19 protein-coding genes are annotated in these 25,568 nt (G+C 62.6%); 15 read left to right on the forward strand and 4 right to left on the reverse strand.

Features of this window, described 5'->3' with window-relative positions:
- Nucleotides 1-149: 149 nt before the first annotated feature.
- Complete coding sequence (locus ACEXP3_RS19235) at nt 150-1,043, reverse strand: tyrosine-type recombinase/integrase (protein ID WP_377298679.1); 894 nt, start codon at nt 1,041-1,043, stop codon at nt 150-152.
- A 44-nt stretch (nt 1,044-1,087) separates the two neighbouring features.
- On the opposite strand from ACEXP3_RS19235, the gene ACEXP3_RS19240 reads away from it, so the two are divergent.
- The 4 genes from ACEXP3_RS19240 to ACEXP3_RS19255 all read left to right on the forward strand — a co-directional run bounded on the left by ACEXP3_RS19240 (nt 1,088) and on the right by ACEXP3_RS19255 (nt 3,905).
- The gene (locus tag ACEXP3_RS19240) at nt 1,088-1,576 is read left to right on the forward strand and encodes a hypothetical protein (protein WP_377298680.1); all 489 of its coding nucleotides are present in this window, start codon (nt 1,088-1,090) and stop codon (nt 1,574-1,576) included.
- A gap of 230 nt (nt 1,577-1,806) precedes the next feature.
- Nucleotides 1,807-1,959, forward strand: a complete 153-nt coding sequence (locus ACEXP3_RS19245) for a hypothetical protein (protein ID WP_377298681.1) — start codon at nt 1,807-1,809, stop codon at nt 1,957-1,959.
- A 192-nt stretch (nt 1,960-2,151) separates the two neighbouring features.
- Nucleotides 2,152-2,898: a cytochrome c biogenesis CcdA family protein gene (locus ACEXP3_RS19250; protein WP_377298682.1), complete on the forward strand. Its 747-nt coding sequence runs from the start codon at nt 2,152-2,154 to the stop codon at nt 2,896-2,898.
- 44 nt (nt 2,899-2,942) lie between these two features.
- Nucleotides 2,943-3,905: an AEC family transporter gene (locus tag ACEXP3_RS19255; RefSeq protein WP_377298683.1), complete on the forward strand. Its 963-nt coding sequence runs from the start codon at nt 2,943-2,945 to the stop codon at nt 3,903-3,905.
- On the opposite strand, the gene ACEXP3_RS19260 is transcribed toward ACEXP3_RS19255, so the two are convergent.
- Nucleotides 3,870-5,084 carry a UbiH/UbiF family hydroxylase gene (locus ACEXP3_RS19260; RefSeq protein ID WP_377298879.1) on the reverse strand — a complete coding sequence of 405 codons (1,215 nt, stop codon included), beginning with the start codon at nt 5,082-5,084 and terminating at the stop codon, nt 3,870-3,872. The genes ACEXP3_RS19255 and ACEXP3_RS19260 overlap by 36 nt on opposite strands.
- Nucleotides 5,085-5,324: 240 nt before the next feature.
- Between ACEXP3_RS19260 and pcsA the strand changes: the two genes are divergently transcribed.
- The 9 genes from pcsA to ACEXP3_RS19305 all read left to right on the forward strand — a co-directional run bounded on the left by pcsA (nt 5,325) and on the right by ACEXP3_RS19305 (nt 16,915).
- Complete coding sequence (gene pcsA, locus ACEXP3_RS19265) at nt 5,325-6,059, forward strand: phosphatidylcholine synthase (RefSeq protein WP_377298684.1); 735 nt, start codon at nt 5,325-5,327, stop codon at nt 6,057-6,059.
- Between the two features lie 153 nt (nt 6,060-6,212).
- Nucleotides 6,213-7,787 carry an ABC transporter ATP-binding protein gene (locus tag ACEXP3_RS19270; RefSeq protein WP_377298685.1) on the forward strand — a complete coding sequence of 525 codons (1,575 nt, stop codon included), beginning with the start codon at nt 6,213-6,215 and terminating at the stop codon, nt 7,785-7,787.
- On the forward strand, nt 7,777-8,865 hold the full coding sequence (locus tag ACEXP3_RS19275) for an ABC transporter permease (protein ID WP_377298686.1): 1,089 nt from the start codon (nt 7,777-7,779) through the stop codon (nt 8,863-8,865). Before ACEXP3_RS19270 ends, ACEXP3_RS19275 begins: the two co-directional genes overlap by 11 nt.
- Nucleotides 8,862-9,782 carry an ABC transporter permease gene (locus ACEXP3_RS19280; protein ID WP_210105249.1) on the forward strand — a complete coding sequence of 307 codons (921 nt, stop codon included), beginning with the start codon at nt 8,862-8,864 and terminating at the stop codon, nt 9,780-9,782. The genes ACEXP3_RS19275 and ACEXP3_RS19280 overlap by 4 nt, the downstream gene beginning before the upstream one ends.
- Nucleotides 9,783-9,828: 46 nt before the next feature.
- Entirely contained in the window at nt 9,829-10,902 is a 1,074-nt protein-coding gene (locus ACEXP3_RS19285) for a BMP family ABC transporter substrate-binding protein (protein ID WP_210105132.1), read from the forward strand.
- Between the two features lie 214 nt (nt 10,903-11,116).
- Nucleotides 11,117-12,478, forward strand: a complete 1,362-nt coding sequence (glmU, locus tag ACEXP3_RS19290) for a bifunctional UDP-N-acetylglucosamine diphosphorylase/glucosamine-1-phosphate N-acetyltransferase GlmU (RefSeq protein WP_377298687.1) — start codon at nt 11,117-11,119, stop codon at nt 12,476-12,478.
- A gap of 111 nt (nt 12,479-12,589) precedes the next feature.
- Nucleotides 12,590-14,416 (forward strand): glutamine--fructose-6-phosphate transaminase (isomerizing), encoded by a 1,827-nt coding sequence (gene glmS, locus ACEXP3_RS19295; protein ID WP_377298688.1) that lies wholly within the window; start codon nt 12,590-12,592, stop codon nt 14,414-14,416.
- Nucleotides 14,417-14,558: 142 nt separating this feature from the next.
- Nucleotides 14,559-15,257 carry a DUF502 domain-containing protein gene (locus tag ACEXP3_RS19300; RefSeq protein ID WP_377298689.1) on the forward strand — a complete coding sequence of 233 codons (699 nt, stop codon included), beginning with the start codon at nt 14,559-14,561 and terminating at the stop codon, nt 15,255-15,257.
- 170 nt (nt 15,258-15,427) lie between these two features.
- Nucleotides 15,428-16,915 (forward strand): esterase-like activity of phytase family protein, encoded by a 1,488-nt coding sequence (locus ACEXP3_RS19305; protein WP_377298690.1) that lies wholly within the window; start codon nt 15,428-15,430, stop codon nt 16,913-16,915.
- A gap of 77 nt (nt 16,916-16,992) precedes the next feature.
- Here ACEXP3_RS19305 and ACEXP3_RS19310 read toward each other — a convergent pair whose 3' ends face one another.
- Together ACEXP3_RS19310 and recG are read right to left on the reverse strand one after the other, a co-directional pair.
- Nucleotides 16,993-19,290 (reverse strand): FdhF/YdeP family oxidoreductase, encoded by a 2,298-nt coding sequence (locus ACEXP3_RS19310; RefSeq protein WP_377298691.1) that lies wholly within the window; start codon nt 19,288-19,290, stop codon nt 16,993-16,995.
- Nucleotides 19,291-19,502: 212 nt separating this feature from the next.
- Nucleotides 19,503-21,617 carry an ATP-dependent DNA helicase RecG gene (gene recG, locus ACEXP3_RS19315; protein WP_377298692.1) on the reverse strand — a complete coding sequence of 705 codons (2,115 nt, stop codon included), beginning with the start codon at nt 21,615-21,617 and terminating at the stop codon, nt 19,503-19,505.
- 94 nt (nt 21,618-21,711) lie between these two features.
- Here recG and ACEXP3_RS19320 point away from each other — a divergent pair, with 94 nt between their 5' ends.
- Nucleotides 21,712-22,041, forward strand: a complete 330-nt coding sequence (locus ACEXP3_RS19320; protein ID WP_377298693.1) for a succinate dehydrogenase assembly factor 2 — start codon at nt 21,712-21,714, stop codon at nt 22,039-22,041.
- Nucleotides 22,038-25,559 (forward strand): transcription-repair coupling factor, encoded by a 3,522-nt coding sequence (mfd, locus tag ACEXP3_RS19325; protein ID WP_377298694.1) that lies wholly within the window; start codon nt 22,038-22,040, stop codon nt 25,557-25,559. The genes ACEXP3_RS19320 and mfd overlap by 4 nt, the downstream gene beginning before the upstream one ends.
- Nucleotides 25,560-25,568: the final 9 nt, after the last annotated feature.

A 25,568-nucleotide genomic window follows, 5' to 3' on the forward strand; every position in this document is an offset into this window, starting at 1 on the left:
CATTGACACGCTGCACCCCAATACAACCGGCGCCGGCTACCTCGTGCAGCCGCCGATCGCCACCCTCACCGCCAACGGCTGGTAACCTCACGCCCCATCATCATGTGTACGTGCCGGCAGGCGGTTGATCCCGCCTGCCGGCATCGTTTTTAGATCTCGCAGAATGCGTCCAGCGCGAACCGATCAGCGACTATGCGACCGGCATTGGCGCGCGGATGGACATAGGTTTCCAGAAACACGGACGAGCTGCGCCAGTCTCCTGCCGCCATGGCAGTGCGGACATCCATGCCAAGCTCGATTGCTCGCGTAGCAAACGTGTGACGGCCGCAGGTGTGCGGTGGCTTGTGCGGGATGCCTGCCCGCTCGCAGACGGCCCTGATGCGTTCGTTGACGCTGTGGCGGCTGGTGTATCGAAAAACCCGTTCGTGCGCTCTGGCGGTGCCTCTGAGGTCGCGTAGCCGTCCGGCAAGTTCGTCGGTCAGATAGCGCATCGAGTTGGTTGATGTCTTGGTTTTGAGGAGGAGAGCGGTTCGCGCCGTCAGATCCACCTCTGACCAGCATAGTGCGACCGCCTCGCTGATGCGGGCGCCGGTCTGCGCCATGAATAGCACGATCGCAGACAGGTGCTGCAGCTCGTCCTTGTCGGCCTGGCGCGCGAATGTGTGCAGCCAGACGGGTGATGCAGGTTTGGGACGGTTTGGCCTGTCCTGGCGAAAGCGTTTGATGCGGATAAGGCCGCACCATCCGCGTTCATATGCATGCAGCAGAACCGCGCGCGCCGGCGTGATGGCCTGCCGGTTCTTGGTCGCATTGCCTTGGGTGGGGTAGATAGCGTCTGCCATGGCGCGAACATCAAAAGGGTAAATCGATGCGATCTCGCGCCCCTCAAAGTGCTCGATGATCGGGTTTAGATATCTGGCCTCTCCACCATGGGCGAGATAGCTTTCTGCCGCCTGACGGAATGTTTTCTTGCCGGGGATGGTTTGCGGCTCGTCGTCATTGTTGATGACAGTGAGAATGCTCTGTAATGTTCTGGCGGCCATGTGGCACCTCGTGTGTGTTGACTATGGTTAGAGCCTGCCGGCCGGTGGAACGACTGGCGGGCTCGCTTGTATTAACTGCCATTTTTGCATTTGACGGCAGTGATGACGTTGCACAATGGGCGCGCTCAACAGGAGGCCCGCCATTGTCTGAAAATAATGCAGCTATGCTGGATGCCATCCTGAAGCTCCTCGAGCGCGTGGAACGGCGGATCGACGAAAACGAACAGAACGCCAGCGTGAGCCGCGGACGCATTCATGAACGCATGGACGAGCAAGCCGCCGCGATAAGCGAGATCCGCAAGGATGTGGAGATATCCGCCATGGTGGTTGCGCAGCAGCGCGACGTGATTACCGAACTCGACGGCAAAATCACCAAGGTGCAGCCAGACATCGAGCAATGGCGGCAGGTGCGGCGGCTGGGCTACGGCTTTTCGGCCGTGCTGGTGGCTGTGGGAATGACGGGCGCCGGCTTCCTCATATATCTGGGCGAGACGGCGCGCCTTATTGTTAGAAAGTGGCTGGGCATCCTGTGACGATGATGCGCAGATGAGCGGCTGATTAGCGACATGAAATTTACGCAAGACATTGATTTCACTCGTTTCTCAAAGAACTTTTAATCAGTAGGTCAAGGGTTCGAACCCCTTCGCTCTCACCACTTTCCAGATTTTATGCAATCGCTTCAACCCCTGCCTTACTGATGCGGTGGGTGCAGCGAATTGGTTGCGTCATAATTTTGCCGCCGGGCGGGCCGAGCCCTTGCGTCATGCGTATACAATATTTTCTGATCGCGTTTCTTCTGGGCATGATCATGTGGGTGCTGCCCTTCGAAGCAGCCCGCGACGCCTATCACGTTGCCGAAGCGACGCATTTGATTCCGAACGAGCATATCCGGCACCGGTTGAGCCACATTCTCTAGTGTGGCCTGTGCGCTGGGAGCGTGCGCGCGGGCCATCAGCGATTCGGCAGATAACTGTCAGGTGATGCCGCCCCCGGAAACCCGCACTTGCCCGAACCCAAGCACACATTTGCCCGACACAGCCGAAAAGGCCATTGGCAGACGCAGCAGAGCCTGCTTTAGGAAGAGCTGGAGTGCGACGCGGAGGATGTCTTGTCGATTGCCGAAATATCGCTGTTCAGCGCCCTGATCGCCGGCGCCCTGTCGTTTCTGTCGCCGTGCGTGCTGCCTCTGGTGCCGCCCTATCTCTGTTACATGGCCGGTGTGTCGGTCGAGCAGTTTCGTGACGAAGCTACGGCCAGAAGCCCTTCGGTGAAACGGGCTGTGCTGCTGTCGTCGCTGTTCTTCACGCTTGGGTTTGCAACGGTGTTCATCGCCCTCGGTGCCGGCGCAACGACCATCGGCGTGATGCTGCGCCAGCATATCGATCTTCTCGCGAAAATCGGCGGCGTCATCATCATCATCATGGGGCTGAATTTTCTTGGCCTGTTTCGCATCGGGCTGTTGTCGCGTGAGGCGCGGTTCCAGTCGGGTGGTAAGCCGGCCACCGTCTCCGGCGCCTATGTGATGGGGCTCGCCTTTGCCTTCGGTTGGACGCCCTGTATCGGTCCGGTGCTGGGCGCGATCCTTGGCGTTGCGGCATCCCGCCAGACGGTCGGCGATGGCGCGCTGCTTCTGTCCATCTATTCGCTGGGTCTTGCCGTTCCGTTCTGGATCGCGGCCGGTTTTTCCGGCGCCTTCATGCGGTTTCTCACGCGCTTCCGCCGCCATCTGGGGCTGGTCGAAAAGCTGATGGGCGCCTTTCTGGTGCTGACCGGGCTTGCTTTCATCTTCGGCCTGGTGAGCGACATGGCGATCTGGTTTCAGCAGAGCTTTCCAATCCTCATGCAAATCGGCTAAGCGATTCCCTGCTCGCGGTGCTCTTGCCGCGGCGGAGGATTGAAATGGCTGCCATTCTTGCTTTGCTGCTTCCCTTTTTCGGGCTGATCCTCATCGGCTATGTGGCGGCAAAGGCAAGCGGGCAGGGTGCAGAAGCGCTCGGCTGGATGAACACGTTCATCGTCTACGCGGCCCTGCCGGCTTTGTTTTTCAAGCTTGTCTCGCGCACGCCGATCGAGGACCTGACGCGGATCGATTTCATCGTCACGCAGCTGGCTGCCGTTTACTGCGTCTTTGCGCTGGTTTTTGCCATCGCGTTCTTCGTCCGCAAGGCCGGGACCGCCGCCTCCACCATCCAGGCCTTTGGCGGCGCCTACGGCAATATCGGCTATATGGGGCCGGGGCTTGCGCTGCTGGTGCTCGGCGATACGGTCGCGGTGCCGGTGGCACTCATCGTCTGCTTTGAAAACGCCACGCATTTCGTCGTGGCGCCGACCATGATGGCGCTTGCCGGCGGAGACAGGCGCCCGCCGATCGCCCTCATCTCGGATGTCCTGCGCAAGGTGGCGCTGCATCCGTTCATCCTGTCGACGGCGGCCGGCTTTCTGGTGGCGGCACTTGGAATTCAGCCGCCGCTTGCCGCCATGCGGCTGGTGGATTACCTCGCGCAGGCGGCAGCGCCGTGCGCGCTCTTTGCCATGGGGGTGACGCTGGCCTTGCGCCCGCTGACGCGCATTCCGGCTGAAATCGGTGTGATTGCACTCGCAAAACTCGTCGTGCTGCCGACAGTCGTCTATCTGGCGCTGACTGCCGTCGGCGGCATTGAACCATCCTGGATCCAGGCGGCCGTGTTGCTCGCGGCCCTTCCGACCGCGACCAATGTCTTCGTCATCAGCCAGCACTACGGCGTCTGGCAGGAGAGGGCCTCGGCAACCGTGCTGATCACCACCGTCCTCTCCATCGCCACGCTGCCGGCGGTGCTTTACCTCATCTCATCCGGTTTTCTTGGCGGAGAAGGGATGCCGTAGCCCGCCTGCGAATTCGCGCAGGCTGCGACCCGGCTCGATACCTTCGCGCATCAGCACATTGCGCAGCGGCCCGATGGCCGTCAGCATGTGAAGACCGGCGGCACGCGCTACCTGCATCGGCAGGAAATCCGACAGCAGCGAGCGGTTGAGGAGATCGACCCCGAAGGTGCGCGTCATGATGTCCGGCCGGCGGTGACGGTTGAAACGGTCGCCCGTGTCGGCGGCAATGGCCGCAGTACCATCCGTCTTCAGGAGATTGGCGAGTTCCATGACGTCGCGCAGGGAGAGGTTCAGCCCTTGCGCACCGATGGGTGGAAAGGCATGCGCGGCCTCGCCGATCAGCGCAACGCGACCCTTTCCGAAACGGTCCGAGATGAGACTGGAGAGCGGCCAGGATTCGACCCCTTCCTCTACCGTCACCTTGCCGAGCATGGATTGCATGCGCTGCTCGACTTCGATCGAAAGTGTCTCGGGCGCTAGCGCCAGCAGGCGCTCGGCCTCTGCCGGCTTCACCACCCAGACCAGGCTGGAGCGGCTGCCGGGCAGCGGCACCTGCGTGAAGGGGCCGGTTTCGGTGTGAAATTCGGTCGAGACATTGCCATGCGGCTGCTCGTGGGAAAAATTGAGAACGACGGCTGTCTGCGGATAGGCCCAGCGGCGCGTGCCGATGCCGGCCTGTTGCCGCACCGTGGATCCGCGCCCGTCTGCGCCGACCACGAAACCGGCCTTCAGCGTATCTGCGCCTGCAAACGTCAGAACGGCGCCATCGCCCGCCAGATCCAGATGCTCAAGGCTTGCATCGATCCGCGTGATGTTCTTTTCGGCGGCAAGCGCTTCGCCAAGGACGGCCATCAGCGCCCGGTTCGGGATATTGTAGCCGAAAGCGGCCAGCCCGAGGTCGGCGGCGCGAAACTGCGCCGGCGGCGCCCGAAACAGCCGCTTGGTGCCATCGAGGATCTGCATGGTCGAAAGAGCGGATGCGTCCGGCGCAATGGCATCCCAAAGGCCGAGGCTGTCCATGAAGCGCACCGATTGATCCATCAGCGCAGTCGTGCGCCGGTCCTGCCGGTTGATCTGCGGCGCAACCAGCGCCACCTTGCGTCCGGCCCGGGCCAGCGCGAATGCTGCCACCGATCCCGCCAGACCCTCACCCACAACTGCAATGTCGAACTCGTTCATGACCTGATACTTCTTCATGTCCCGCGCCTGAGAGGGCGAACTGACCACGCGGTGTTTGGCCCGCTTGGCCGCCCCTTCGTCGCCCCGGGGCGGCCAAGGAGGCCTCTACCGCCCGTCTTCTATTTAGGCAAACTTGTGACACTTATCCATGGCCGTGTCCCCCGTTTGCGACGCAGATGTTGCAAAGCGCGCCGATTGGCCGCATATCAGCCGTTCGATTTTTAAGCTCCGGAGCAGGGCGTGATCAGGCGAATCTTCAATTACCGCAAAGTGCCCTATGCCGAAATCCGGGCATTTTCGGTCCATGTGCTGACCGCATCCGGATCGTTCCTCGCCTTTCTCGGCGTCGTCGCGGCGGCTGAACACCGCTTCGTCGATATGTTCTGGTGGCTGGGGCTGGCGCTTTTGATCGACGGCATCGACGGGCCGATCGCCCGCAAGGTGCGCGTCAAGGAAGTTTTGCCCAACTGGTCGGGCGATACGCTCGACAACATCATCGACTATGTGACCTACGTCCTGCTGCCGGCGTTTGCGCTCTACCAGAGTGGCATGATCGGCGAGACCTGGTCCTTTGTCGCGGCCGGCATGATCGTCGTCTCCAGTGCCATCTATTATGCCGATACGGGCATGAAGACGGAGGAGTATTTCTTCTCCGGCTTCCCGGTCGTCTGGAACATGGTGATTCTGACGCTCTTCGTCATCAAGGCCAGCGAAATTACGGCGCTGATCGTCGTCATGGTGTCTGTCTTCTTCACCTTCCTTCCCATCAATTTCCTTCATCCGGTGCGGGTGAAGCGGCTGCGCCGGCTCAATCTTAGCATCTTTCTCCTGTGGTGCGCGCTGTCGGCCTATTCGCTTCTGCTGCATTTCGAATCCCCCGCCTGGCTGGTCTGGGGCGTGGTGGTGACCGGCCTTTATCTCTACGCCATTGGCGGCGTGCTGCAGCTTTTCCCCAGTCTTGGAAAATCCAAGTAAAGCGCCGGGAAAGCTGGACTTTCCTGTTGTGCACAGCACCAAAACGAGTATCAATCGAGTTCTATGCCGCATGGAGACGGCAAACACAGGACACGCCTTGGCAGCCGTCAAAACCTCGCAGAAGGTTGGCCCAGGGTGGATGAGGGGATGTGAGTGAGCGAAGCGCAGGTTCCGGAAGCGGGTACGCTTCTGAAGGTCCGGGGACTGACCAAATATTTCGGAAGTTTTGCCGCCTGCAACGGTATCGATCTGTCGATCGCGCCGGGGGAAATCCACGCGCTGCTGGGTGAAAACGGCGCCGGCAAATCGACCCTTGTGAAGATGCTGTTTGGCGTTCTGCAGCCGAGCGAGGGGCAGATCGTCTGGCAAGGCAAGCCGGCCGTCATCGGCTCGCCCGGCGAGGCGCGCGCGCTCGGCGTCGGCATGGTCTTCCAGCATTTCTCGCTGTTCGAGGCGCTGACGGTTGCTGAAAATATCGCGCTCTCGCTCGATCCGAAAATCCCGCTGGCGAAGATTGCCGAGGAAGCGAAAAACCTTTCGCGCGCCTATGGCCTGCCGCTCGACCCGAACGCCCATGTGGCCGATCTTTCTGTCGGCGAGCGCCAGCGCATCGAGATCGTGCGGGCCCTCCTGCAGAACCCGAAGCTGATCATCCTCGACGAGCCGACCTCTGTGCTGACGCCGCAGGAGGCCGACCGGCTGTTCGAAACGCTGTTCAAGCTGAAGGCGGAGGGACGGTCGGTTCTTTACATCAGCCACCGACTGGAAGAGGTGCAGCGCATCTGCGACCGGGCAACTGTTCTGCGCCACGGCAAGGTGACCGGTGCCTGCGACCCGCGCCGCGAGACGCCGGCGTCGCTGGCGCGCATGATGGTCGGCTCTGACGTGGCCGGCGTCGAACGGGCGGCCGATACGCCGCTTGGCGAGGTGCTCGTTGCGGTGAAGAACCTCGCCGTTCCCGCCCGCACGCCGTTTGCCGTCACATTGTCCGGCATCTCGATGCAGGTGCGTGCCGGTGAGATCGTCGCCATTGCGGGCGTGGCCGGAAACGGGCAGGGGGAATTGTTCGACGCGCTGTCGGGCGAGGTGACGGTGCCGCAGGACGATGCGATCGAGATCTGTGGCCGCGCGGTCGGGCGCACCGGCATCAACGGGCGTCGGCTGCTGGGCGCCGGTTTCGTGCCGGAAGAGCGTCATGGCCATGCCGCCGTCTCCGACATGGCGCTGTCCGACAATCTTCTTCTGTCGCGCAGTACATCCGACCGCAAGGAGTTCTTGACGGGGGGCGTCTTCAACGTCATCCGCCATGATGTCATCCGCTCCATCGCAAAGCGGATCTGCGGCGAGATGGATGTGCGCAAGAGCGGCGACGACCCCGCCGCAGGGTCGCTCTCGGGCGGCAATCTGCAGAAATTCATCATCGGCCGCGAACTCGATCGCAAGCCGCAGGTCCTCATCGTCAACCAGCCGACCTGGGGGGTGGATGCCGGTGCCGCCAGTCGCATCCGCCAGGCGCTGATCGACCTTGCGCGCGCCGGCTCAGCCGTCGTGGTGATCAGCCAGGATCTCGACGAGATTTTCGAGGTGGCGACCAGTATTGCGGTGATTTCCGAGGGACGCATGTCGAGGCCCTATGCAGCGGGCGAACTGACGCTGGAGAAGATCGGCCTGTTGATGGGCGGCATTCATGATTCCACCAGCCCGCGGGAGGCCGTCCATGCGCATTGAACTGGAACGGCGCGCCAGCGCCTCCGGCCTGTTTTCCGTTGTCTCGCCGCTCTTGGCGCTGGTGCTGACGCTTCTGGCCGGTGCACTGATGTTCCTCATGCTCGGCAAGGATCCGCTCCACGCGCTCTACAGTTTCTTCATCGATCCGCTGCTTGAAGTGTGGTCGCTGCATGAACTGGCGATCAAGGCCGCGCCGCTGATCCTGATCGCGGTCGGCCTCTCCGTCTGCTATCGCTCCAACAACTGGAATATCGGCGCGGAGGGGCAGTTTACTATCGGCGCCATCTGCGGCTCGATCCTGCCGGTTCTGGTGCCGCAGTGGCATTCGGTTCTGGTGCTGCCGCTGATGCTTCTCATGGGCATGCTGGGCGGCGCGCTTTATGCCGGCATTCCGGCACTGTTGAAGACGCGCTTCAACACGAATGAGATCCTGACGAGCCTGATGCTCGTCTATATTGCCCAGCTGTTTCTCGACTGGCTGGTGCGCGGCATGTGGCGTGATCCGAAAGGCTTCAATTTCCCCCAGACGATAAGCTTTGCGCCGGAAGCGGTGCTGCCGGAGCTTCTGGCATCGGGGCGCGCCCATTGGGCGATCGTCTTTGCGCTTGTGGCAGCGCTTGCCCTCTGGTTCATGATGCGCTTCATGCTGAAGGGCTTCGAAGTCACGGTTCTCGGGCGCTCGGAGCGGGCAGGGCGTTTTGCCGGCTTTTCGGCCCGGCGCATGGTGTGGTTTTCGATGATGCTGTCGGGGGCGCTGGCCGGCCTTGCCGGGATCTCGGAAGTGTCCGGCTCCATCGGCCATCTGCAGCCGAGCATTTCGCCCGGCTACGGGTTTACCGCCATCATCGTTGCGTTTCTCGGGCGGCTCAATCCGCTCGGCATCATCGCCTCGGGCTTCGTGCTGGCGCTCACCTATCTCGGCGGCGAGGCGGCACAGCTGTCGATCGGTGTGTCAGACAAGGTGACGCGGGTGTTCCAGGGCCTGCTTCTGTTTTTCGTCCTCTCCTGCGATACGCTGATCCTCTACCGTGTTCGCCTGGTGTTGGGCACCGGCCGCAATGTTGACGTGAGGTCCTGACGATGTTTGAAGCCATTCTTCTGACGATCGTCACGGCCGCCACGCCGCTTGTCATTGCAGCCGTCGGCGAACTGGTGACGGAACGTGCCGGTGTCTTGAACCTCGGCGTCGAGGGCATGATGATCATGGGCGCAGTCTGCGCCTTTGCCGGCTCCTATCTCACCGGCGTGCCGGTTCTCGGCGTGCTGTGCGGCATTCTGGGAGGGGCAGCCTTTTCGCTGCTGTTCGGGTTCCTGACGCTGACGCTCGTGGCAAACCAGGTGGCGACGGGGCTTGCGCTGACACTGCTCGGTCTCGGCCTCTCCGGCCAGATCGGCGAAAGTTTCGTCGGCATTCCCGGCGTCAAGCTGCAGCCGATCGTGGTTCCGGTGCTGTCGGATATTCCCTTCATCGGTCGCCTGCTGTTTGCCCAGGATATCACCTTCTACCTGTCGATTGCGCTGGTGGTCGGGGTTCACTGGTTCCTGTTCAGGAGCCGTACGGGCCTTAAAATGCGCGCCATCGGCGACAATCACGGCTCGGCCCACGCGCTCGGCATCCATGTGGTGCGCACGCGCTATCTCGCCGTGATGTTCGGCGGTGCCTGTGCGGGGCTGGCCGGCGCGCAGCTGTCGCTCGTCTACACGCCGCAATGGGTGGAGAACATGGCGGCCGGCCGCGGCTGGATTGCGCTTGCCCTCGTCGTCTTTGCCTCCTGGCGTCCGTGGCGGGTTCTGGCCGGCGGCTACATTTTCGGCGCGGTCGGCATCCTGCAATTGCATGCCCAGGCCCTTGGCATTGGCATTCCCTCGCAGTTTCTCTCGATGCTGCCTTACGCCGTCACTATTGTCGTTCTCATCATCATCTCGCATAATCGCCGCACAACGCTCATCAATACGCCGGCTTGCCTGGGGAAACCCTTCGTTCCGGACCGCTGAGGCGGCACCATCCATACCGTAGCTTCGAGCCAAACAGGGGTTGAATATGAAGAAGCTGATTATCGCACTTGCCGCCACGGCTGCCACACTTGGGAGCTTCACCGTGGGCGCCGAGGCGCAGGAAAAGACCAAGGTGTGTTTCATCTATGTCGGCACCAAGACCGATGGCGGCTGGACGCAGGCGCATGATCTTGGCCGCCAGGAGCTGCAGAAGGCACTCGGCGACAAGATCGAGACGCCTTATCTGGAAAGCGTGCCGGAAGGCCCGGACGCCGAGCGCGCCATCGAGCGCATGGCCCGCTCCGGCTGCTCCCTGGTCTATGCCACGTCCTTCGGCTTCATGGATGCGACCGTGAAGGTTGCGGCAAAGTTCCCGAAGGTGAAGTTCGAGCACGCCACCGGCTTCAAGGCCGCGGAAAACCTCGCTACCTACAATTCGCGCTTCTATGAAGGCCGCTATATCCAGGGCCAGATTGCCGCCAAGATGTCGAAGAAGGGTGTAGCCGGCTACATCGCCTCCTTCCCGATCCCGGAAGTCGTCATGGGCATCAACGCCTTCGAACTGGGTGCGAAGTCGGTCAACCCGGACTTCAAGCTGAAGGTCGTCTGGGCCAACACCTGGTTCGACCCGGGCAAGGAAGCAGATGCCGCCAAGGCGCTGATCGACCAGGGCGTCGACGTGCTGACGCAGCATACCGATACGACGGCTCCGATGCAGGTTGCCGCCGAACGCGGCATCCTGGCCTTCGGTCAGGCGTCCGACATGATCGCCGCCGGCCCGAAGACGCAGCTGACCGCGATCGTCGACACCTGGGGCGCCTATTACATCAAGCGCACCAAGGCGTTGCTGGACGGCACCTGGAAGTCCGAGCAGATCTGGGACGGCCTGAAGGACGGCATCCTGACCATGGCGCCCTATACGAACATGCCTGACGACGTGAAGGCGATGGCCGAAGAAACCGAAGCCAAGATCAAGTCCGGTGAACTGCATCCCTTCACTGGCCCGATCAACAAGCAGGACGGTTCGGCCTGGCTGAAGGCCGGCGAGAAGGCCGAAGACGGCGTGCTGCTCGGCATGAATTTTTACGTGCAGGGCGTCGACGACAAGCTGCCGCAGTAAAATGCAGGCGGTTCGCCGGGCTTTGCCCGGTCGCTCCCGATGAACGACTATTGAAAAGGGCGCCCCCAGGACGCCCTTTTCGCATGCCGGGAACTGATGTGCACAAAACAGACAATGCACGCAGAAAGGTAACGAGTGGAAGGATCGCACTGCCTGTTGGCGCCTGCGCGAAACTGCTGATATGAAGCGCGCACAGACGTTCATGGAGACCGCAATGCCCCGCACCTGCCTCGCCGTAATCCTCGCCGCCGGTGACAGCACCCGGATGAAGTCCTCCATGTCGAAGGTTCTTCACCCGATTGCCGGGCTTTCGATGATCGGTCATGTCATGCGCGCCATCGGCGGTGCCGGCATGGAGAATGCCGCACTGGTGCTCGGGCGCGATGCGCAGGCGGTGGCAAAGGCTGCCGAAACCGACAGTGTGAAGATCGAAAGCTTCCTGCAGACGGAGCGCCGCGGCACCGGCCATGCGGTGCTGATGGCACGTGAGGCGATTGCGCAAGGCTTCGATGACGTTGTGGTGACCTATGGCGACGTGCCGCTGGTGCGCCCGCAAACCTTTCTGTCGGCCCGCGAGAAACTGGCCGAAGGCGCCGATGTCGTGGTCATCGGCTTTCATACGCAAAAGCCTTTCGGTTATGGCCGGCTTCTGGTCAAGGACGGCGAACTGGTGGCGATCCGCGAGGAAAAGGACGCAACCGACGAGGAGCGCCGCGTCACCTGGTGCAATAGCGGGCTGATGGCAATCAATGGTGCGCGTGCTCTGGAATGGCTGGAAAAGATCGGCAACAGCAATGCCAAGGGCGAATATTACCTGACGGATCTCGTGGAAATCGCGAGGGCTGATGGCGGCCGCGTCGTGGCCATCGATGCGCCGGAGGCCGAGCTTGCCGGTTGCAATACGCGCGCCGAGTTGGCGCTTCTGGAGGCAAGCTGGCAGCAGCGCCGCCGCCATGAGGTGATGCTGTCGGGCGTTTCGATGATTGCGCCGGAAACGGTGTTTCTCGCCCACGACACCGTGCTTCAGCAGGATGTGCTGATCGAGCCGAATGTCGTCTTCGGACCGGGCGTGACCGTCGAATCGGGGGCGGTCATCCATGCCTTTTCGCATCTGGAAGGGTCGCATGTGGCGTCCGGTGCAACGGTTGGCCCGTTCGCGCGCCTGCGCCCCGGCGCCCATCTCGGCGAGGGCGCCAAGGTCGGCAATTTCTGCGAGGTGAAGAAGGCCGAGATCGGCGCCGGCGCCAAAGTGAACCATCTCACCTATATCGGCGATGCCTTCATCGGCGCCGGCAGCAATATCGGCGCCGGCACCATCACCTGCAATTACGACGGCTTCAACAAGAGCGAGACGCGGATCGGCGAAAATGCCTTCATCGGCTCCAACTCCGCGCTGGTGGCGCCTGTCACCATCGGCAATGGCGCCTATGTCGCCTCCGGCAGCGTGATTACTGAGGACGTGCCGGACGACGCGCTGGCCTTCGGCCGCGCCCGCCAGGAGGTGAAGCCGGAGCGCGCGAAGGCCGTCCGCGAGCGGGCGCAGGCGTTGAAGGCAAGCCGCAAGGCCAGTGCCTGAACCCGGCCACATTACGGTTCGATACGGAAATTGACCGCCGCAGCAATTGCGTCTGCCACGCGCTCGGCTAGGAATTCGCGCCAGGCGCGACCAAGAAAATGAGGTTCATCTATGTGCGGTATCGTTGGCATCGTCGGCAAGGCGCCGGTGGCGGAGCGGCTGGTCGATGCGCTGCGGCGGCTCGAATATCGGGGGTATGATTCGGCCGGTGTCGCCACGATCCATGACGGCGTGATGGAGCGCCGCCGCGCCGAGGGAAAACTCTTCAACCTCGAAAAGAAGCTGTCCGTCGAACGCTTGCCCGGCGAGATCGGCATTGCCCATACGCGCTGGGCAACCCATGGCGTGCCGAACGAGACGAATGCGCATCCGCATTTCGTCGAGGGCGTGGCGGTCGTTCATAACGGCATCATCGAGAATTTTTCCGAGCTTCGCGACGAATTGTTGGCCGAAGGCGCTGTCTTCCAAAGCCAAACGGATACGGAAGTGGTGGCGCATCTGCTTGCGCGCTATACCCGCGAGGGCCTCGATCATCGGGCCGCCATGCTTGCCATGCTGAACCGCGTCAGCGGCGCCTATGCGCTGGTGGTGATGTTTGCCGATGACCCGCAAACGATCCTCTGTGCCCGCTTCGGGCCGCCCCTTGCCATCGGCCACGGCAAGGACGAGATGTTTCTGGGATCCGACGCCATTGCGCTTGCCCCCTTTACCAATCGTATCACCTATCTGGTCGATGGCGATTGCGCGGTGATGACGGCGCGCGGTGTCTCGATCACGGATTACGCCGGAAAGCCCGTCTCGCGTCCGATGCAGATCTCGCAATCGGCCGCGCTGATGGTCGACAAGGGCAATCACCGCCACTTCATGGAAAAGGAAATCTACGAGCAGCCGGAAATCATCTCGCATGCGCTGAGCCATTATGTGGATTTCGCAGGCGGCACGGTGAAGACGCAAGGCGCCGCCATCGATTTTGCCAAGGTGAGAAGCCTTGCCGTGTCCGCCTGTGGCACGGCCTATCTTGCCGGCCTCATCGGTAAATACTGGTTCGAGCGCTATGCGCGCCTGCCGGTGGAAATCGACGTGGCTTCCGAATTCCGCTACCGCGAAATGCCGCTGTCGTCCGACCAGGCGGCGCTGTTCATCTCGCAATCGGGCGAGACGGCCGATACGCTCGCCTCGCTGCGCTACTGCAAGGAGGCGGGGCTTGCGATCGGCGCCATCGTCAACGTGCGCGAATCGACCATTGCGCGGGAAGCCGATGCGGTGTTTCCGATTCTGGCCGGCCCCGAAATCGGGGTGGCCTCGACAAAAGCCTTCACCTGCCAGCTCGCGGTGCTGGCATCGCTCGCCATCCAGGCCGGCCGCGCCCGTGGCACGCTGTCGGAGGCGGACGAAAAGGCTCTGGTGCGCCACCTGATCGAGATGCCGCGCGTGATGAGCCGCGTGCTGAACCTTGTTCAGCCGCAGATGGAAAGCCTATCGCGCGACCTGTCGCGGTTCAAGGATGTGCTCTATCTCGGTCGTGGCACCAGCTACCCGCTGGCGCTCGAAGGGGCGCTAAAACTCAAGGAAATTTCCTATATCCACGCGGAAGGTTATGCGGCGGGCGAGCTGAAGCATGGTCCGATCGCACTGATCGACGAAAACATGCCGGTCATCGTCATTGCCCCGCATGACCGGTTCTTTGAAAAGACCGTTTCCAACATGCAGGAAGTGGCAGCCCGCGGCGGCAAGATCATCTTCATCACCGACGAGAAGGGGGCGGCTGCCTCGAAACTGCCGACCATGGCAACGATTGTGCTGCCCGTGGTGGACGAGGTGATTTCGCCGATGATCTTCGCCCTGCCGATCCAGCTCCTCGCCTATCATACGGCCGTCTTCATGGGCACCGATGTCGATCAGCCGCGCAATCTGGCGAAGTCCGTCACGGTGGAATAGCGCGCGGCGTCATCACGGCTGGTTGATCGTGCAGTGCGTCAGCGACAATTCGGCGGCTCTGCCCTTGCGGGGGGCGGAGCGCTCCTTCATTGTCCGGTCTCACCCGACTTTTACGGCGATGCAGCATGAATGACGGATCGAGATGACGGATAGCCCGGAACGCATAACGCTCGCCGGCCGGCTGCGGAACAATTTCCTGACCGGCCTCATCATCTGCGCCCCGCTTGCCATCACCATCTGGCTGACGTTCGCCTTCATCGACTGGGCCGACAGCTGGGTGACGCCCTATATCCCGGAGCGCTATAACCCGCAGTATTATTTCGATATCGCCATACCGGGCACCGGGCTTCTGATCGCCATGGTGTTCATCACGCTGATCGGTTTTCTCGGCAAGAACCTGATCGGCCGTTCGGTGGTCAAGTTCGGCGAATCCATCCTGCACCGCACGCCGCTGGTGCGCACGCTCTACAAAAGCCTGAAGCAGATTTTTGAAACCGTGCTGAAGGACCAGTCCACCTCGTTCAAGAAGGTCGGCCTGATCGAGTTTCCCGGCCCGGGCACCTGGGCGCTGGTGTTCATCTCGGCGCAGGCGCAAGGCGAGGTAGCCGCCCGCCTCAACGCGGACGGCGAGGAGATGATTGCCGTCTTCCTGCCGCCAACGCCGGTGCCGACGGCGGGGTTTCTGCTCTTCGTGCCGAAAAGCCGCATTATCATGCTCGACATGACGCCGGAGGATGCCGCCAAGCTTCTGATCTCGGGCGCGCTCATTACACCGCCCTGGACGCCGAAGACGCCCTTGCTGACCGAACGGCCGGGCGATGGGACACCCGAGCCCGCCTGAAGCGCTGGCGCGACAAACCTTCATCCCGTTGTCATATTGTCCCCCTAGAGACTGGATCAGGGGGCGTTCCAGGCGGATGGAGGAGGGGTGTATCTCTTTCGCCATTCAGTCCGTCATTCAAGCCGTCAGGCAGCGTGCCCCTCCCGAAATCTGTCCAAAGGGCTCGCATCATGCGCCATTCTCCCATTCGTGTTTCGCATTGCCTGAAGATGGCGCTTGCCGCCTCCATCTTCCTGTCGCCCGTTGCCGCCTTTGCCGAAGGCAGCGTCAGCGCGGCCGGCATCACCATTGCCAACAAGGGCCTTGTCGCCATCGGCCGCATGCCGGCAAACCTCAAGGACAAGTTCGGCGAGACCTTCGGTTCCGGCTCGGGCATGGCCTTCGACACTAAGAGCTGGAAGAAGGATGGCGATGCCTATACCGGCGCGCTCTGGCTGCTGCCTGACCGTGGCTATAACGTCGAAGGCACCACGGATTACAATACCCGCATCAACCGCATCGAACTGCGCCTGACGCCGGCCGCCGCCGGAACGACGCTTGCGGCCGACAAGCAGCAGACCGGCCTTCAGGCAAAGCTTGCCGATACCATTCTGCTTCTCGACAATCAGGGCAAGAACATGACCGGGCTTGATCCGGAATCGGGCGTGCGCGCCGCAGCCGGCGATCTTCCGGCGCTTCCGGAAGCCCGCACCGGCAAGGTTTCGCTCGATCCGGAAGCCGTTGTGCTGTTGAAGGATGGCTCGATGCTGATCAGCGACGAATACGGTCCCTACATCTATCGCTTCGGTGCCGACGGCAAGCTTCTTGCCGCCACGCAGCCGCCGAAGGCGCTGTTGCCGATGCGCAAGGATGCGCTGAACTTCTCCTCCAACAATGTCGATGCCGCCGGCAAGAAGCCCGACCCGAAGGATCCCGACACTGGTCGCCAGAACAACCAGGGGCTTGAAGGCCTTTCGATCACGCCGGACGGCAAGTTCGTGATTGCCCTCCTGCAATCGGCGACCCGCCAGGATGGCGGCGATTCGTCCTCGACCCGCATGAACACCCGCGCACTGGTCTACGATGCCAGCGATGTGTCGAAGCTGAAGCTGGTGCATGAATATGTCGTGCCGCTGCCGACCTTCGACAACAAGGGCAAGGTGGCCGTCGCTGCCCAGAGCGAAATTCTGGCCCTGTCCGACAAGGCTTTCCTGATGCTTGCCCGCGACAGCAACAATGGCCAGGGCCTGAAGGGCGACACCTCCGTCTATCGCAAGATCGATCTGGTTGATCTTTCGTCCGCCACCGACATCGCCAATAGCGATTTCGACGGCCTGAAGCCGGTTGCCCCCAAGGGCGTGGTGGATGCGTCGGTCAAGCCTGCGACGGTTACTCCTTTCATCGACCTCAACGATCAGGCTGATTTGGCCCGTTTCGGCCTGCACAATGGTGCACCGAACGACAAGAACAATCTGTCGGAAAAGTGGGAGGCCATGTCGATTGCAAGTGTTCTCGACCCGTCGGCTCCGGACGACTACTTCCTCTTTGTCGCCAATGACAACGACTTCCTGACGCAGGACGGCTTCCAGGTGGGCACCGCCTACAAGGCCGAAGGCGGTGCGGACGTCGACACCATGTTCCAGGTGTTCCGCGTCACGCTCCCGGGCATGGCGAAGTAAGCTGCCGATCCGCAGCGGCCCTTTCGCAAAGGCAAACACGCAATGGCCCCGGTGCGCTGCGCCGGGGCCCTTGTCGTTCAGGCGGGGTTGGACGCCGAGACCTTGACCGGCACGCCCTTATAGGCCGGCGTGCCCGAACGTTTGTCATGATCGGTCATGGCGATGACCGCGTTCATCTCCGGATAGTAGCCGGCAATCGTTCCGCGCGGCAGGTCATAGGCGACGGCGGTATAGCCTTCGACGCCGCGGGCGCGGCCATCGCCCGACACAAGAGAGCGCACATCGATCCGGTCACCCTCGGTAAGACCGCGCTCGGCAAGATCCTCGGCATTCATGAAGACGATGTCGCGGCGCCCGAAAACGCCGCGGTAACGGTCGTCCATGCCGTAGATCGTCGTGTTGTACTGGTCGTGGGCGCGCAGAGTCGTGAGCACCAGCGCGTCGTCGGCCAGGCGCTCGCCATCCTCCTGCAGGCCGCGGGCGACGAGAAACATCGCCTTGCCCGTCGATGTGTTCCACACCCGGTCCGAGGCCCCGACCGTCAGGCGAAAGCCACCCTTCACCCGCACACGGGCATTGTAGCCGGCAAAGTCGGGAAAGACGATTTCGATCTTGTCGCGGATGCGGTCGTAGTTTTCCAGCATGCCGTCCCAGTCTATGCCATAGCGGTCGCCAAGCGTAGCCTTGGCCATGCCGACGACGATGGCCGGTTCCGAGCGCAGCAGCGGGCCGGGCGGATTGAGGAAGCCGCGCGAGGCATGCACCATCGACATGGAATCCTCGACCGTCACCGATTGCGGACCGGAGGCCTGCACGTCGAGATCGGTGCGGCCGAAACAGGGAAGCAGGAGCGTCGTCTTGCCCGTCAGCAGATGCGACCGGTTGAGCTTGGTGGCGATATGGACGGAGAGATCAAGCTTGCGCATCGCCTCGAACGTGTAGTCCGTATCGGGCATGGCAACGGCAAGGTTGCCGCCAAGGCAGATCAGCGCCTTGGCGCTGCCCGCATGGATGGCATCGACCGCTTCCACCGCATTATGGCCCTTTTTCCCGGTCGGCCGAAAGCCGAAGGCCTTTTCCATACCGGCGAGAAGCGCCTCGGTCGGGATTTCAGTAATGCCGACGGTGCGATCGCCCTGGACGTTGGAATGGCCGCGCAAGGGGCAGATACCGGCCCCCTTGCGCCCGATATTGCCGCGCAGCAGCAGGAAATTGGCCAGTTGCTGGACGTTTTCCGTGCCGTGGGCGTGCTGGGTGATCCCCATGCCGTAGCAGGCAATGACGTTCTTTGCCTTGATGTAGATATCGGCGGCACTCGTCAGCGCTTCACGCGACAGACCGGATACGTCCTCGATCTCCGCCCAGGCGGTCGCATCGATATCCTGGCGCACCGTCTCGAGGCCCAGTGTGTGCTCGGCCAGGAAGGCGCGGTCGAGCACGCCATCTTCGCCTCTGGCAAGACTTTCGTCGTCGCGCTCGAACACGGCCTTCATCAGGCCCTTCAGCGCCGCCAGATCGCCGCCGGCCTTGACCTGATGATAGGCCGAGGCGATCGGCGTCGAGGAAAGCGTCGCCATCTCGACCGGGTTCTGCGGCGAGGCGAATTTTTCGAGCGCCCGTTCCTTCAGCGGGTTGAAGACGATGATCGGCACGCCGCGGCGCGCCTGGTCATGCAGCGTCGCCATCATGCGCGGATGGTTGGTGCCGGGATTATGGCCGAAGCTGAAAATGGCGTCGCAGGAATCGAAATCCTCGAGCAGCACGGTGCCCTTGCCGACGCCGATCGACTGCGGCAGGCCGACACTGGTCGCCTCGTGGCACATGTTCGAACAGTCGGGAAAATTGTTCGTGCCGTAGGCGCGCACAAAAAGCTGGAACAGGAAGGCTGCCTCGTTGGAGGCTCGACCAGATGTGTAGAACTCCGCCTGATGCGGGCTTTCCAGCGCGGTGAGGCCCTCACCGATCCGCGTAAAGGCCTCGTCCCAGCCGATCGGCTGGTAGCGATCGAGCGTCGCGTCGTAGATCATCGGCTGCGTCAGACGCCCCTGATCCTCAAGCTTATGGTCGCTCCAGGTCCATAATTCGCTCACCGAATGCTGGTGAAAGAATTCCGGGCCGACGCGCTTCGCCGTCGATTCCCAGGTGATGGCCTTGGCGCCGTTCTCGCAGAACTCGAAGGAGGAGGCGTGGCGGGGGTCCGGCCAGGCGCAGCCGGGGCAGTCGAAACCGTCCGGCTGGTTGGCCCTGCGCAGCGTGGCGCTGCCTTGGGCAACGATTTGCTGGCTGGCGAGTGTCTTGGCAACGGCGCGAAGCGCGCCCCAGCCGCCGGCAGGTGCGTCATAGGCTTTGATGCCTATGGGTCTTTTACTGGACATGGTGAACTCCGAATGTGTCAGGCGACAGCAGGCGTTGACAGCGTCGAAAACATGACGTTTATCAAGTCAGAGCGACAAACCGGTCAGCTGTCTTGGCAGTTCCTGCGGCAAATGAGCCGAGTGGTGAAAATTCGGTGAGAAACGCCCGCATCGGTGAGAAACGCCCGCAAATATCACGCGTTGCGGCTGGTGACGTCTGTGTCTGGTGCGCCTTACCCGGCACGCAGAAAACGGATCGCTTCATCGCGCCGGTGCAGATAAAGCAGAACCCGCAGCGCCTGGCCCCGCTCGCCGGTCAGGTCCGGATCTTTTTCCAGAAGATAGGCGGCATCCTTGCGGGCGATTTCCAGAAGATCCGCATGGGCTTCCAGGCTTGCGATGCGAAAGCCCGGCGTGCCGGACTGGCGGGTGCCGAGCAGTTCGCCTTCGCCGCGCAGCTTCAGGTCCTCCTCGGCAATCAGAAATCCGTCCTCGCTGTCGCGCAGGATGGAAAGGCGTGCCCGTCCTGTTTCGCTGAGCGGCCCCTTGTAGAGAAGAATGCAGGTGGAGGCGTCCGCGCCGCGCCCGACGCGGCCGCGCAGCTGATGCAGCTGGGCAAGCCCGAAGCGCTCGGCATGCTCGATCACCATGATCGTCGCATCGGGGACATCGACGCCCACTTCGACCACGGTGGTTGCGACCAGCAGGCGGACATCGCCCGCCTTGAAGGCTGCCATCACCGCATCCTTTTCCGCGCCCGTCATACGGCCGTGGACAAGACCGATCCGGGCGCCGAGCTGCGGCCCCAGTGCTTTGACCAGCGCTGCATGACGCTCTTCCGCCGACATCAGCTCCGATGCGTCGGATTCTTCGACCAGAGGGCAGATCCAGTAGGCCTTCTTGCCATCGGCCAAGGCCGACCGCAGCCGGCCGACAATCTCGTCGGTGCGTTCGGTCGGAACGGTCACCGTCTGGATCGGCTTGCGGCCGGCCGGCTTTTCGGTGAGTTTCGATACATCCATGTCGCCGAAGGCGGCCAGAACCAGCGTGCGCGGAATGGGCGTTGCCGTCATCACCAGCATGTGCGGGGAAATGCCCTTGGCGGTCAGGCGCAGGCGCTGGTGCACGCCAAACCGGTGCTGCTCGTCCACCACCGCCAGCATCAGGTCCTTGTAGACGATGGCATCCTGAAACAGCGCATGGGTGCCGACGATGATCTGCGCCTCACCGGAGGCAATGCGCTCCATCACCGCGTCGCGCTCGCGGCCCTTGACGCGGCCGGTCAGCACCTCGACCTTCAGGCCGACAGCCTGCCCGAACCGGCTGATGGTGGCAAAATGCTGGCGCGCCAGAATTTCCGTCGGTGCCATCAGCACCGCCTGGCCGCCGGCCTCCACCGCATCGGCCATGGCCATCAGCGCGACCAGCGTCTTGCCCGCGCCGACATCGCCCTGCAGCAGGCGCAGCATGCGCTCGTCCTTGGCAATATCGGCCCGGATATCGTTGATGGCTTTGCTCTGGCTGCCGGTCAGGGAAAAGGGCAGGGCGGAGCGGATGGCCGCGGCGATCGTGCCCTTCACCCGGATCGGCCGGCCGGCAACCTTGCGCAATTTCTGGCGCACCAGCGCCAGCGATACCTGACCCGCCAGCAACTCGTCATAGGCAAGCCTGCGGCGCGATGGCGTCTGCGGATCGAGATCGTGGGCGTCGCGCGGATCATGCAACTGGCGAAAGGCGTCCGAGACAGAGGGCAGGCCCTGTTTCTGCTGAAGCGCCAGATCCATCCATTCGGGAAATTCCGGCAGGCGGGCAAGCGACCCTTCCACCGCCCGGCGCAAGACCTTGGGCATCAGGCCGGCTGTCATCGGATAGACAGGCTCGACCAGCGGCATATCGCCAACATCCGACACCTTCATCATCAGGTCTGGGTGTACCATGGAGGGGCGACCGTTGAACCAGTCCACCTTGCCGCTCACCATCACCCGTTCATCGATCGGCAGCGCCTTTTCCAGCCAGTTGCCCTTGGCGCGAAAGAAGGTGAGCGCCAGTTCGCCCGTCTCGTCGTGGAGGAAGACGCGGTAGGGCATGTTGGAGCCGGATGGCGGCGGCTGATGACGGTCGACCCGGCCTTCGATGGTGACGATGGCGCCCTGCGGCGCAAGCGCAATTCCCGGCCGGTTGCGCCGGTCGATGATCGAGGACGGCGCATGGAAGAGCACGTCCACGACACGGCAGTCCTCGGCATCCTCCCGATTGGTGACGCGGGCAATCAGCTCGGCCAGTTTCGGGCCGATACCGGCAAGGCTTCCGACAGGGGCAAACAGGGGATCAAGCAGGGCAGGGCGCATGGCCGGCAAAATGCGCTGGAATTTGGCCGCTTGGCAAGGCTGACACGGAGAAGTTTTCATCCTATATCAGCGGCTCAACAAAGGTTTGAATTCCATGACTGGACTGACACGCACCAGCGCTGATCTCGATCCCCGCCGCCGCCGGATTCTCTACCGCTGCTGGCATCGTGGCATTCGCGAAATGGATCTCGTCTTCGGCGAATTTGCCGAGAACAATATTTCCCAGCTGTCGGACGCCGAACTCGATGAGTTCGAGGCGATCATGGCGGAAGAGGATCAGGACCTGAACCGCTGGATTACCGGCGCCGACCCGGTGCCTGCCCATCTTCAGACCCCGATGTTTACCCGCCTGATGGCCTATCGCCCGGATTTCGACATCGTCACCATCGAGGCGCTTGAAGAAAAGCACGGTCGCCCGGAATGATTTCAGGTTTCGACGCAAAGAAGATCGCTGCGTCTGCGGCGGGGCTCACCATTGCCAATGTGCAGGCGGGCATGGAGCCGCTCCTGCTGGCCGAGCTTGCGCGCACCGGCCAGCCGGTGGCCTATGTGATCTCCGACGGCCAGCGCATGGCCGATATCGAGCAGATGCTGTCCTTCCTGGCGCCCGATATTCCGGTGCTGACGCTGCCGGCCTGGGACTGCCTGCCCTATGACCGCGTTTCCCCGAGCGCCTATGTCTCGGCGCGACGGCTGACGGCACTGTCAGGCCTGATTGCCCATGCCAAGAAGCCACATCCGGCGATCGTGCTCGTCACCGTCAATGCGATGATGCAGAAGATCGCGCCGGCCGAGGTGATCGACAGCCTCGCCTTTTCCGCCCGTCCCGGCAATGTCGTTCGCATGGACGACATTGCCGCGCGGCTGGAGCGCAACGGTTTCGATCGCGTCTCGACGGTGCGCGAGGTCGGCGAATTTGCCGTGCGCGGCGGCATTCTCGATGTGTTCGTTCCCGGAACAGAGGAGCCGGTGCGGCTCGATTTCTTCGGCGATACGCTGGAGACGATCCGCACCTTCGATCCGGCAAGCCAGCGCACGACGGGCCAGGCCCGCTCGCTCGACCTCAACCCGATGAGCGAGGTGACGCTGACGCCCGATACGATCAGCCGTTTCCGCAAGGCATACCTGTCGACCTTCGGCGCGGCGACGCGCGACGATGCGCTCTATCAGGCGGTTTCCGAGGGCCGCCGCTATGCCGGCATGGAGCACTGGCTGCCGCTGTTCTACGAGACGCTGGAAACCGCCTTCGACTATCTGAAGGGTTTTCGCATCGTCACCGACCACACGGCACGCGAGGCGGCCCAGGAGCGCTCCAAGCTCATTCTCGACTATTTCGACGCCCGCCAGAACACCGGCGGCACCGGAAAGGGAACGACGGCGCAATCGGCCCCTTACAAGCCTGTTTCGCCCGGCCAGCTTTACCTGACGGGCAAGGACATTGCCGCGCAACTCGATGCTGCCGGCGCCCTTCGCCTGACGCCGTTCAACGAGCATGACGGTGAGGCGCGCCGCGTGGTGGCGCTTGACGCCCATGCCGGCCCGCGCTGGGCAAAGGCGCAAGCCGATGCGGAAGCCGAGCGCGTGCAGCGCGACGAGCGCGTCAACGTCTTTGATCTCGTCGTCAAGCATATCGCCGACAAGCGCGCCGAAGGCTCCAAGGTGCTGATCACCGGCTGGTCTGCCGGTTCGCTCGACCGTCTCCTGCAGGTGCTGGACGAGCGCGGCCTGAAGCGGGTGCGCCAGATCGAAAAATTTTCCGACCTGAAGACGCTGCAGAAGGGCGAGGCGGCCGCGGCCGTGCTGTCGCTCGAGGGCGGTTTCGAAACGGGCGATCTCGTCGTCATCGGCGAGCAGGATATTCTCGGCGACCGCATGGTACGCCGCTCCAAGCGTCGCAAGCGCGGCGCCGATTTCATCTCGGAAGTGGCGGGGCTCGACGAAGGCTCGCTGGTGGTCCATGCCGAACACGGCATCGGTCGCTTTGTCGGCCTCGTCACCATCGAAGCGGCGGGAGCGCCGCGGGCCTGTCTCGAACTGCATTATGCCGATCAGGCAAAGCTGTTCCTGCCGGTTGAAAACATCGACCTCCTGTCACGCTACGGCTCGGATGCCGCCGAAGCCCAGCTCGACAAGCTCGGCGGAGGCGCCTGGCAGGCCCGCAAGGCCAAGCTCAAGAAGCGCCTGCTCGATATGGCGGATGCCCTGATCAAGCTTGCCGCCACCCGCATCACCCGCCGCGCGCCGGTTCTCGCGACGCCCGAAGGGCTCTATGACGAGTTCGCCGCCCGCTTCCCCTATGACGAGACGGAAGATCAGGCGAATGCCATCGATTCGGTGCGGGAGGATCTGGCCGCCGGCCGGCCGATGGACCGCCTCGTCTGCGGCGATGTCGGTTTCGGCAAAACGGAAGTGGCGCTGCGCGCCGCCTTCTTCGCCGCCATGAACGGCGCGCAGGTGGCCGTCGTCGTGCCCACCACGCTTCTCGCCCGCCAGCATTTCAAGACCTTTCGCGAACGCTTCCGCGGCTTGCCGATCCGGGTGGAACAGGCCTCGCGGCTCGTGACCACCAAGGAGCTCAACCAGACCAAGAAGGACATTTCCGAAGGCAAGGTGGATATCGTCGTCGGCACCCATGCGCTTCTCGGCACCGGCATCAAATTTGCCAATCTCGGCCTTCTCATCATCGATGAGGAGCAGCATTTTGGCGTGAAGCACAAGGAAAAGCTGAAAGAGCTGAAGAGTGACGTGCATGTGCTGACGCTGTCGGCCACGCCGATCCCGCGAACGCTGCAGCTTGCCATGACCGGTGTTCGCGAACTGTCGCTGATCACCACGCCGCCGGTCGACCGCATGGCGGTTCGCACCTTCATTTCGCCCTTCGATCCGTTGGTCATCCGCGAGACGCTGATGCGCGAGCACTATCGCGGCGGCCAGAGTTTTTACGTCTGCCCGCGGCTTGCCGACCTTCCGGAAATCCAGGCCTTCCTGCAATCGGACGTGCCGGAGCTGAAGGTGGCGATCGCCCATGGCCAGATGGCGGCAGGTGAGCTCGAGGACATCATGAATGCCTTCTACGACGGCAAATATGATGTGCTTCTGTCGACGACCATAGTCGAATCGGGGCTCGATGTGCCGACGGCCAATACGCTGATCGTCCACCGCGCCGACATGTTCGGGCTTGCCCAGCTCTACCAGCTGCGCGGGCGCGTCGGCCGCTCCAAGGTGCGCGCCTTCGCGCTCTTCACGCTGCCCGTCAACAAGACGCTGACGACGACCGCCGAGCGGCGCCTGAAGGTGCTGCAATCGCTCGACACGCTGGGCGCCGGCTTCCAGCTCGCCAGCCACGATCTCGACATCCGCGGCGCCGGCAATCTTTTGGGCGAAGAGCAGTCCGGCCATATCAAGGAAGTCGGCTTCGAGCTTTACCAGCAGATGCTGGAGGAGGCAGTGGCCGAGGTGAAGGGCGACGACGAGGTGCACGACACCGGCTGGTCGCCGCAGATTTCCGTCGGCATCACGGTGATGATCCCGGACAACTATGTGCCGGACCTTCACCTGCGGATGGGCCTCTACCGCCGCCTTGGCGAGCTGACGGAACTGTCGGAGATCGACGGCTTCGGTGCTGAGATGATGGACCGCTTCGGCCCCATGCCGGTCGAGGTGCAGAACCTGTTGAAGGTCGTCTACATCAAGTCGCTCTGCCGCACCGCCAATGTGGAAAAGGTCGAGGCAGGCCCGAAGGGGATCGTGCTGCAACTGCGCGACAAGCAGTTCCCGAACCCGGCCGGCCTCGTCGGCTATATCGCCAAGCAAGGCTCGATGGCCAAGATCCGCCCCGACCACTCGATCATGCTCTCGCGCGATCTTCCGACGCCGGAAAAGCGGCTGGCCACGGCAGCTCAGATCATGGTGCAACTGGCGGAACTGGCGCGGAAAAGCTGAGGGCTAAGC

Origin of the sequence: Neorhizobium fuzhouense (assembly GCF_042611105.1) — a bacterium.
In the GTDB taxonomy this organism is placed as follows: Bacteria; Pseudomonadota; Alphaproteobacteria; order Rhizobiales; family Rhizobiaceae; genus Neorhizobium; species Neorhizobium galegae_A.

Excerpts from the sequence above, each read along its gene's own strand:
- ACEXP3_RS19320 (WP_377298693.1), top strand. The coding sequence starts at position 21,712 with ATGACTGGACTGACACGCACCAGCGCTGATCTCGATCCCCGCCGCCGC.
- ACEXP3_RS19285 (WP_210105132.1), top strand. The coding sequence starts at position 9,829 with ATGAAGAAGCTGATTATCGCACTTGCCGCCACGGCTGCCACACTTGGG.
- ACEXP3_RS19245 (WP_377298681.1), top strand. The coding sequence starts at position 1,807 with ATGCGTATACAATATTTTCTGATCGCGTTTCTTCTGGGCATGATCATG.
- glmU (WP_377298687.1), top strand. The coding sequence starts at position 11,117 with ATGCCCCGCACCTGCCTCGCCGTAATCCTCGCCGCCGGTGACAGCACC.
- ACEXP3_RS19235 (WP_377298679.1), bottom strand. The coding sequence starts at position 1,043 with ATGGCCGCCAGAACATTACAGAGCATTCTCACTGTCATCAACAATGAC.
- ACEXP3_RS19300 (WP_377298689.1), top strand. The coding sequence starts at position 14,559 with ATGACGGATAGCCCGGAACGCATAACGCTCGCCGGCCGGCTGCGGAAC.
- ACEXP3_RS19305 (WP_377298690.1), top strand. The coding sequence starts at position 15,428 with ATGCGCCATTCTCCCATTCGTGTTTCGCATTGCCTGAAGATGGCGCTT.
- ACEXP3_RS19275 (WP_377298686.1), top strand. The coding sequence starts at position 7,777 with ATGCGCATTGAACTGGAACGGCGCGCCAGCGCCTCCGGCCTGTTTTCC.
- ACEXP3_RS19310 (WP_377298691.1), bottom strand. The coding sequence starts at position 19,290 with ATGTCCAGTAAAAGACCCATAGGCATCAAAGCCTATGACGCACCTGCC.
- ACEXP3_RS19255 (WP_377298683.1), top strand. The coding sequence starts at position 2,943 with ATGGCTGCCATTCTTGCTTTGCTGCTTCCCTTTTTCGGGCTGATCCTC.
- ACEXP3_RS19260 (WP_377298879.1), bottom strand. The coding sequence starts at position 5,084 with ATGAACGAGTTCGACATTGCAGTTGTGGGTGAGGGTCTGGCGGGATCG.
- recG (WP_377298692.1), bottom strand. The coding sequence starts at position 21,617 with ATGCGCCCTGCCCTGCTTGATCCCCTGTTTGCCCCTGTCGGAAGCCTT.
- glmS (WP_377298688.1), top strand. The coding sequence starts at position 12,590 with ATGTGCGGTATCGTTGGCATCGTCGGCAAGGCGCCGGTGGCGGAGCGG.
- mfd (WP_377298694.1), top strand. The coding sequence starts at position 22,038 with ATGATTTCAGGTTTCGACGCAAAGAAGATCGCTGCGTCTGCGGCGGGG.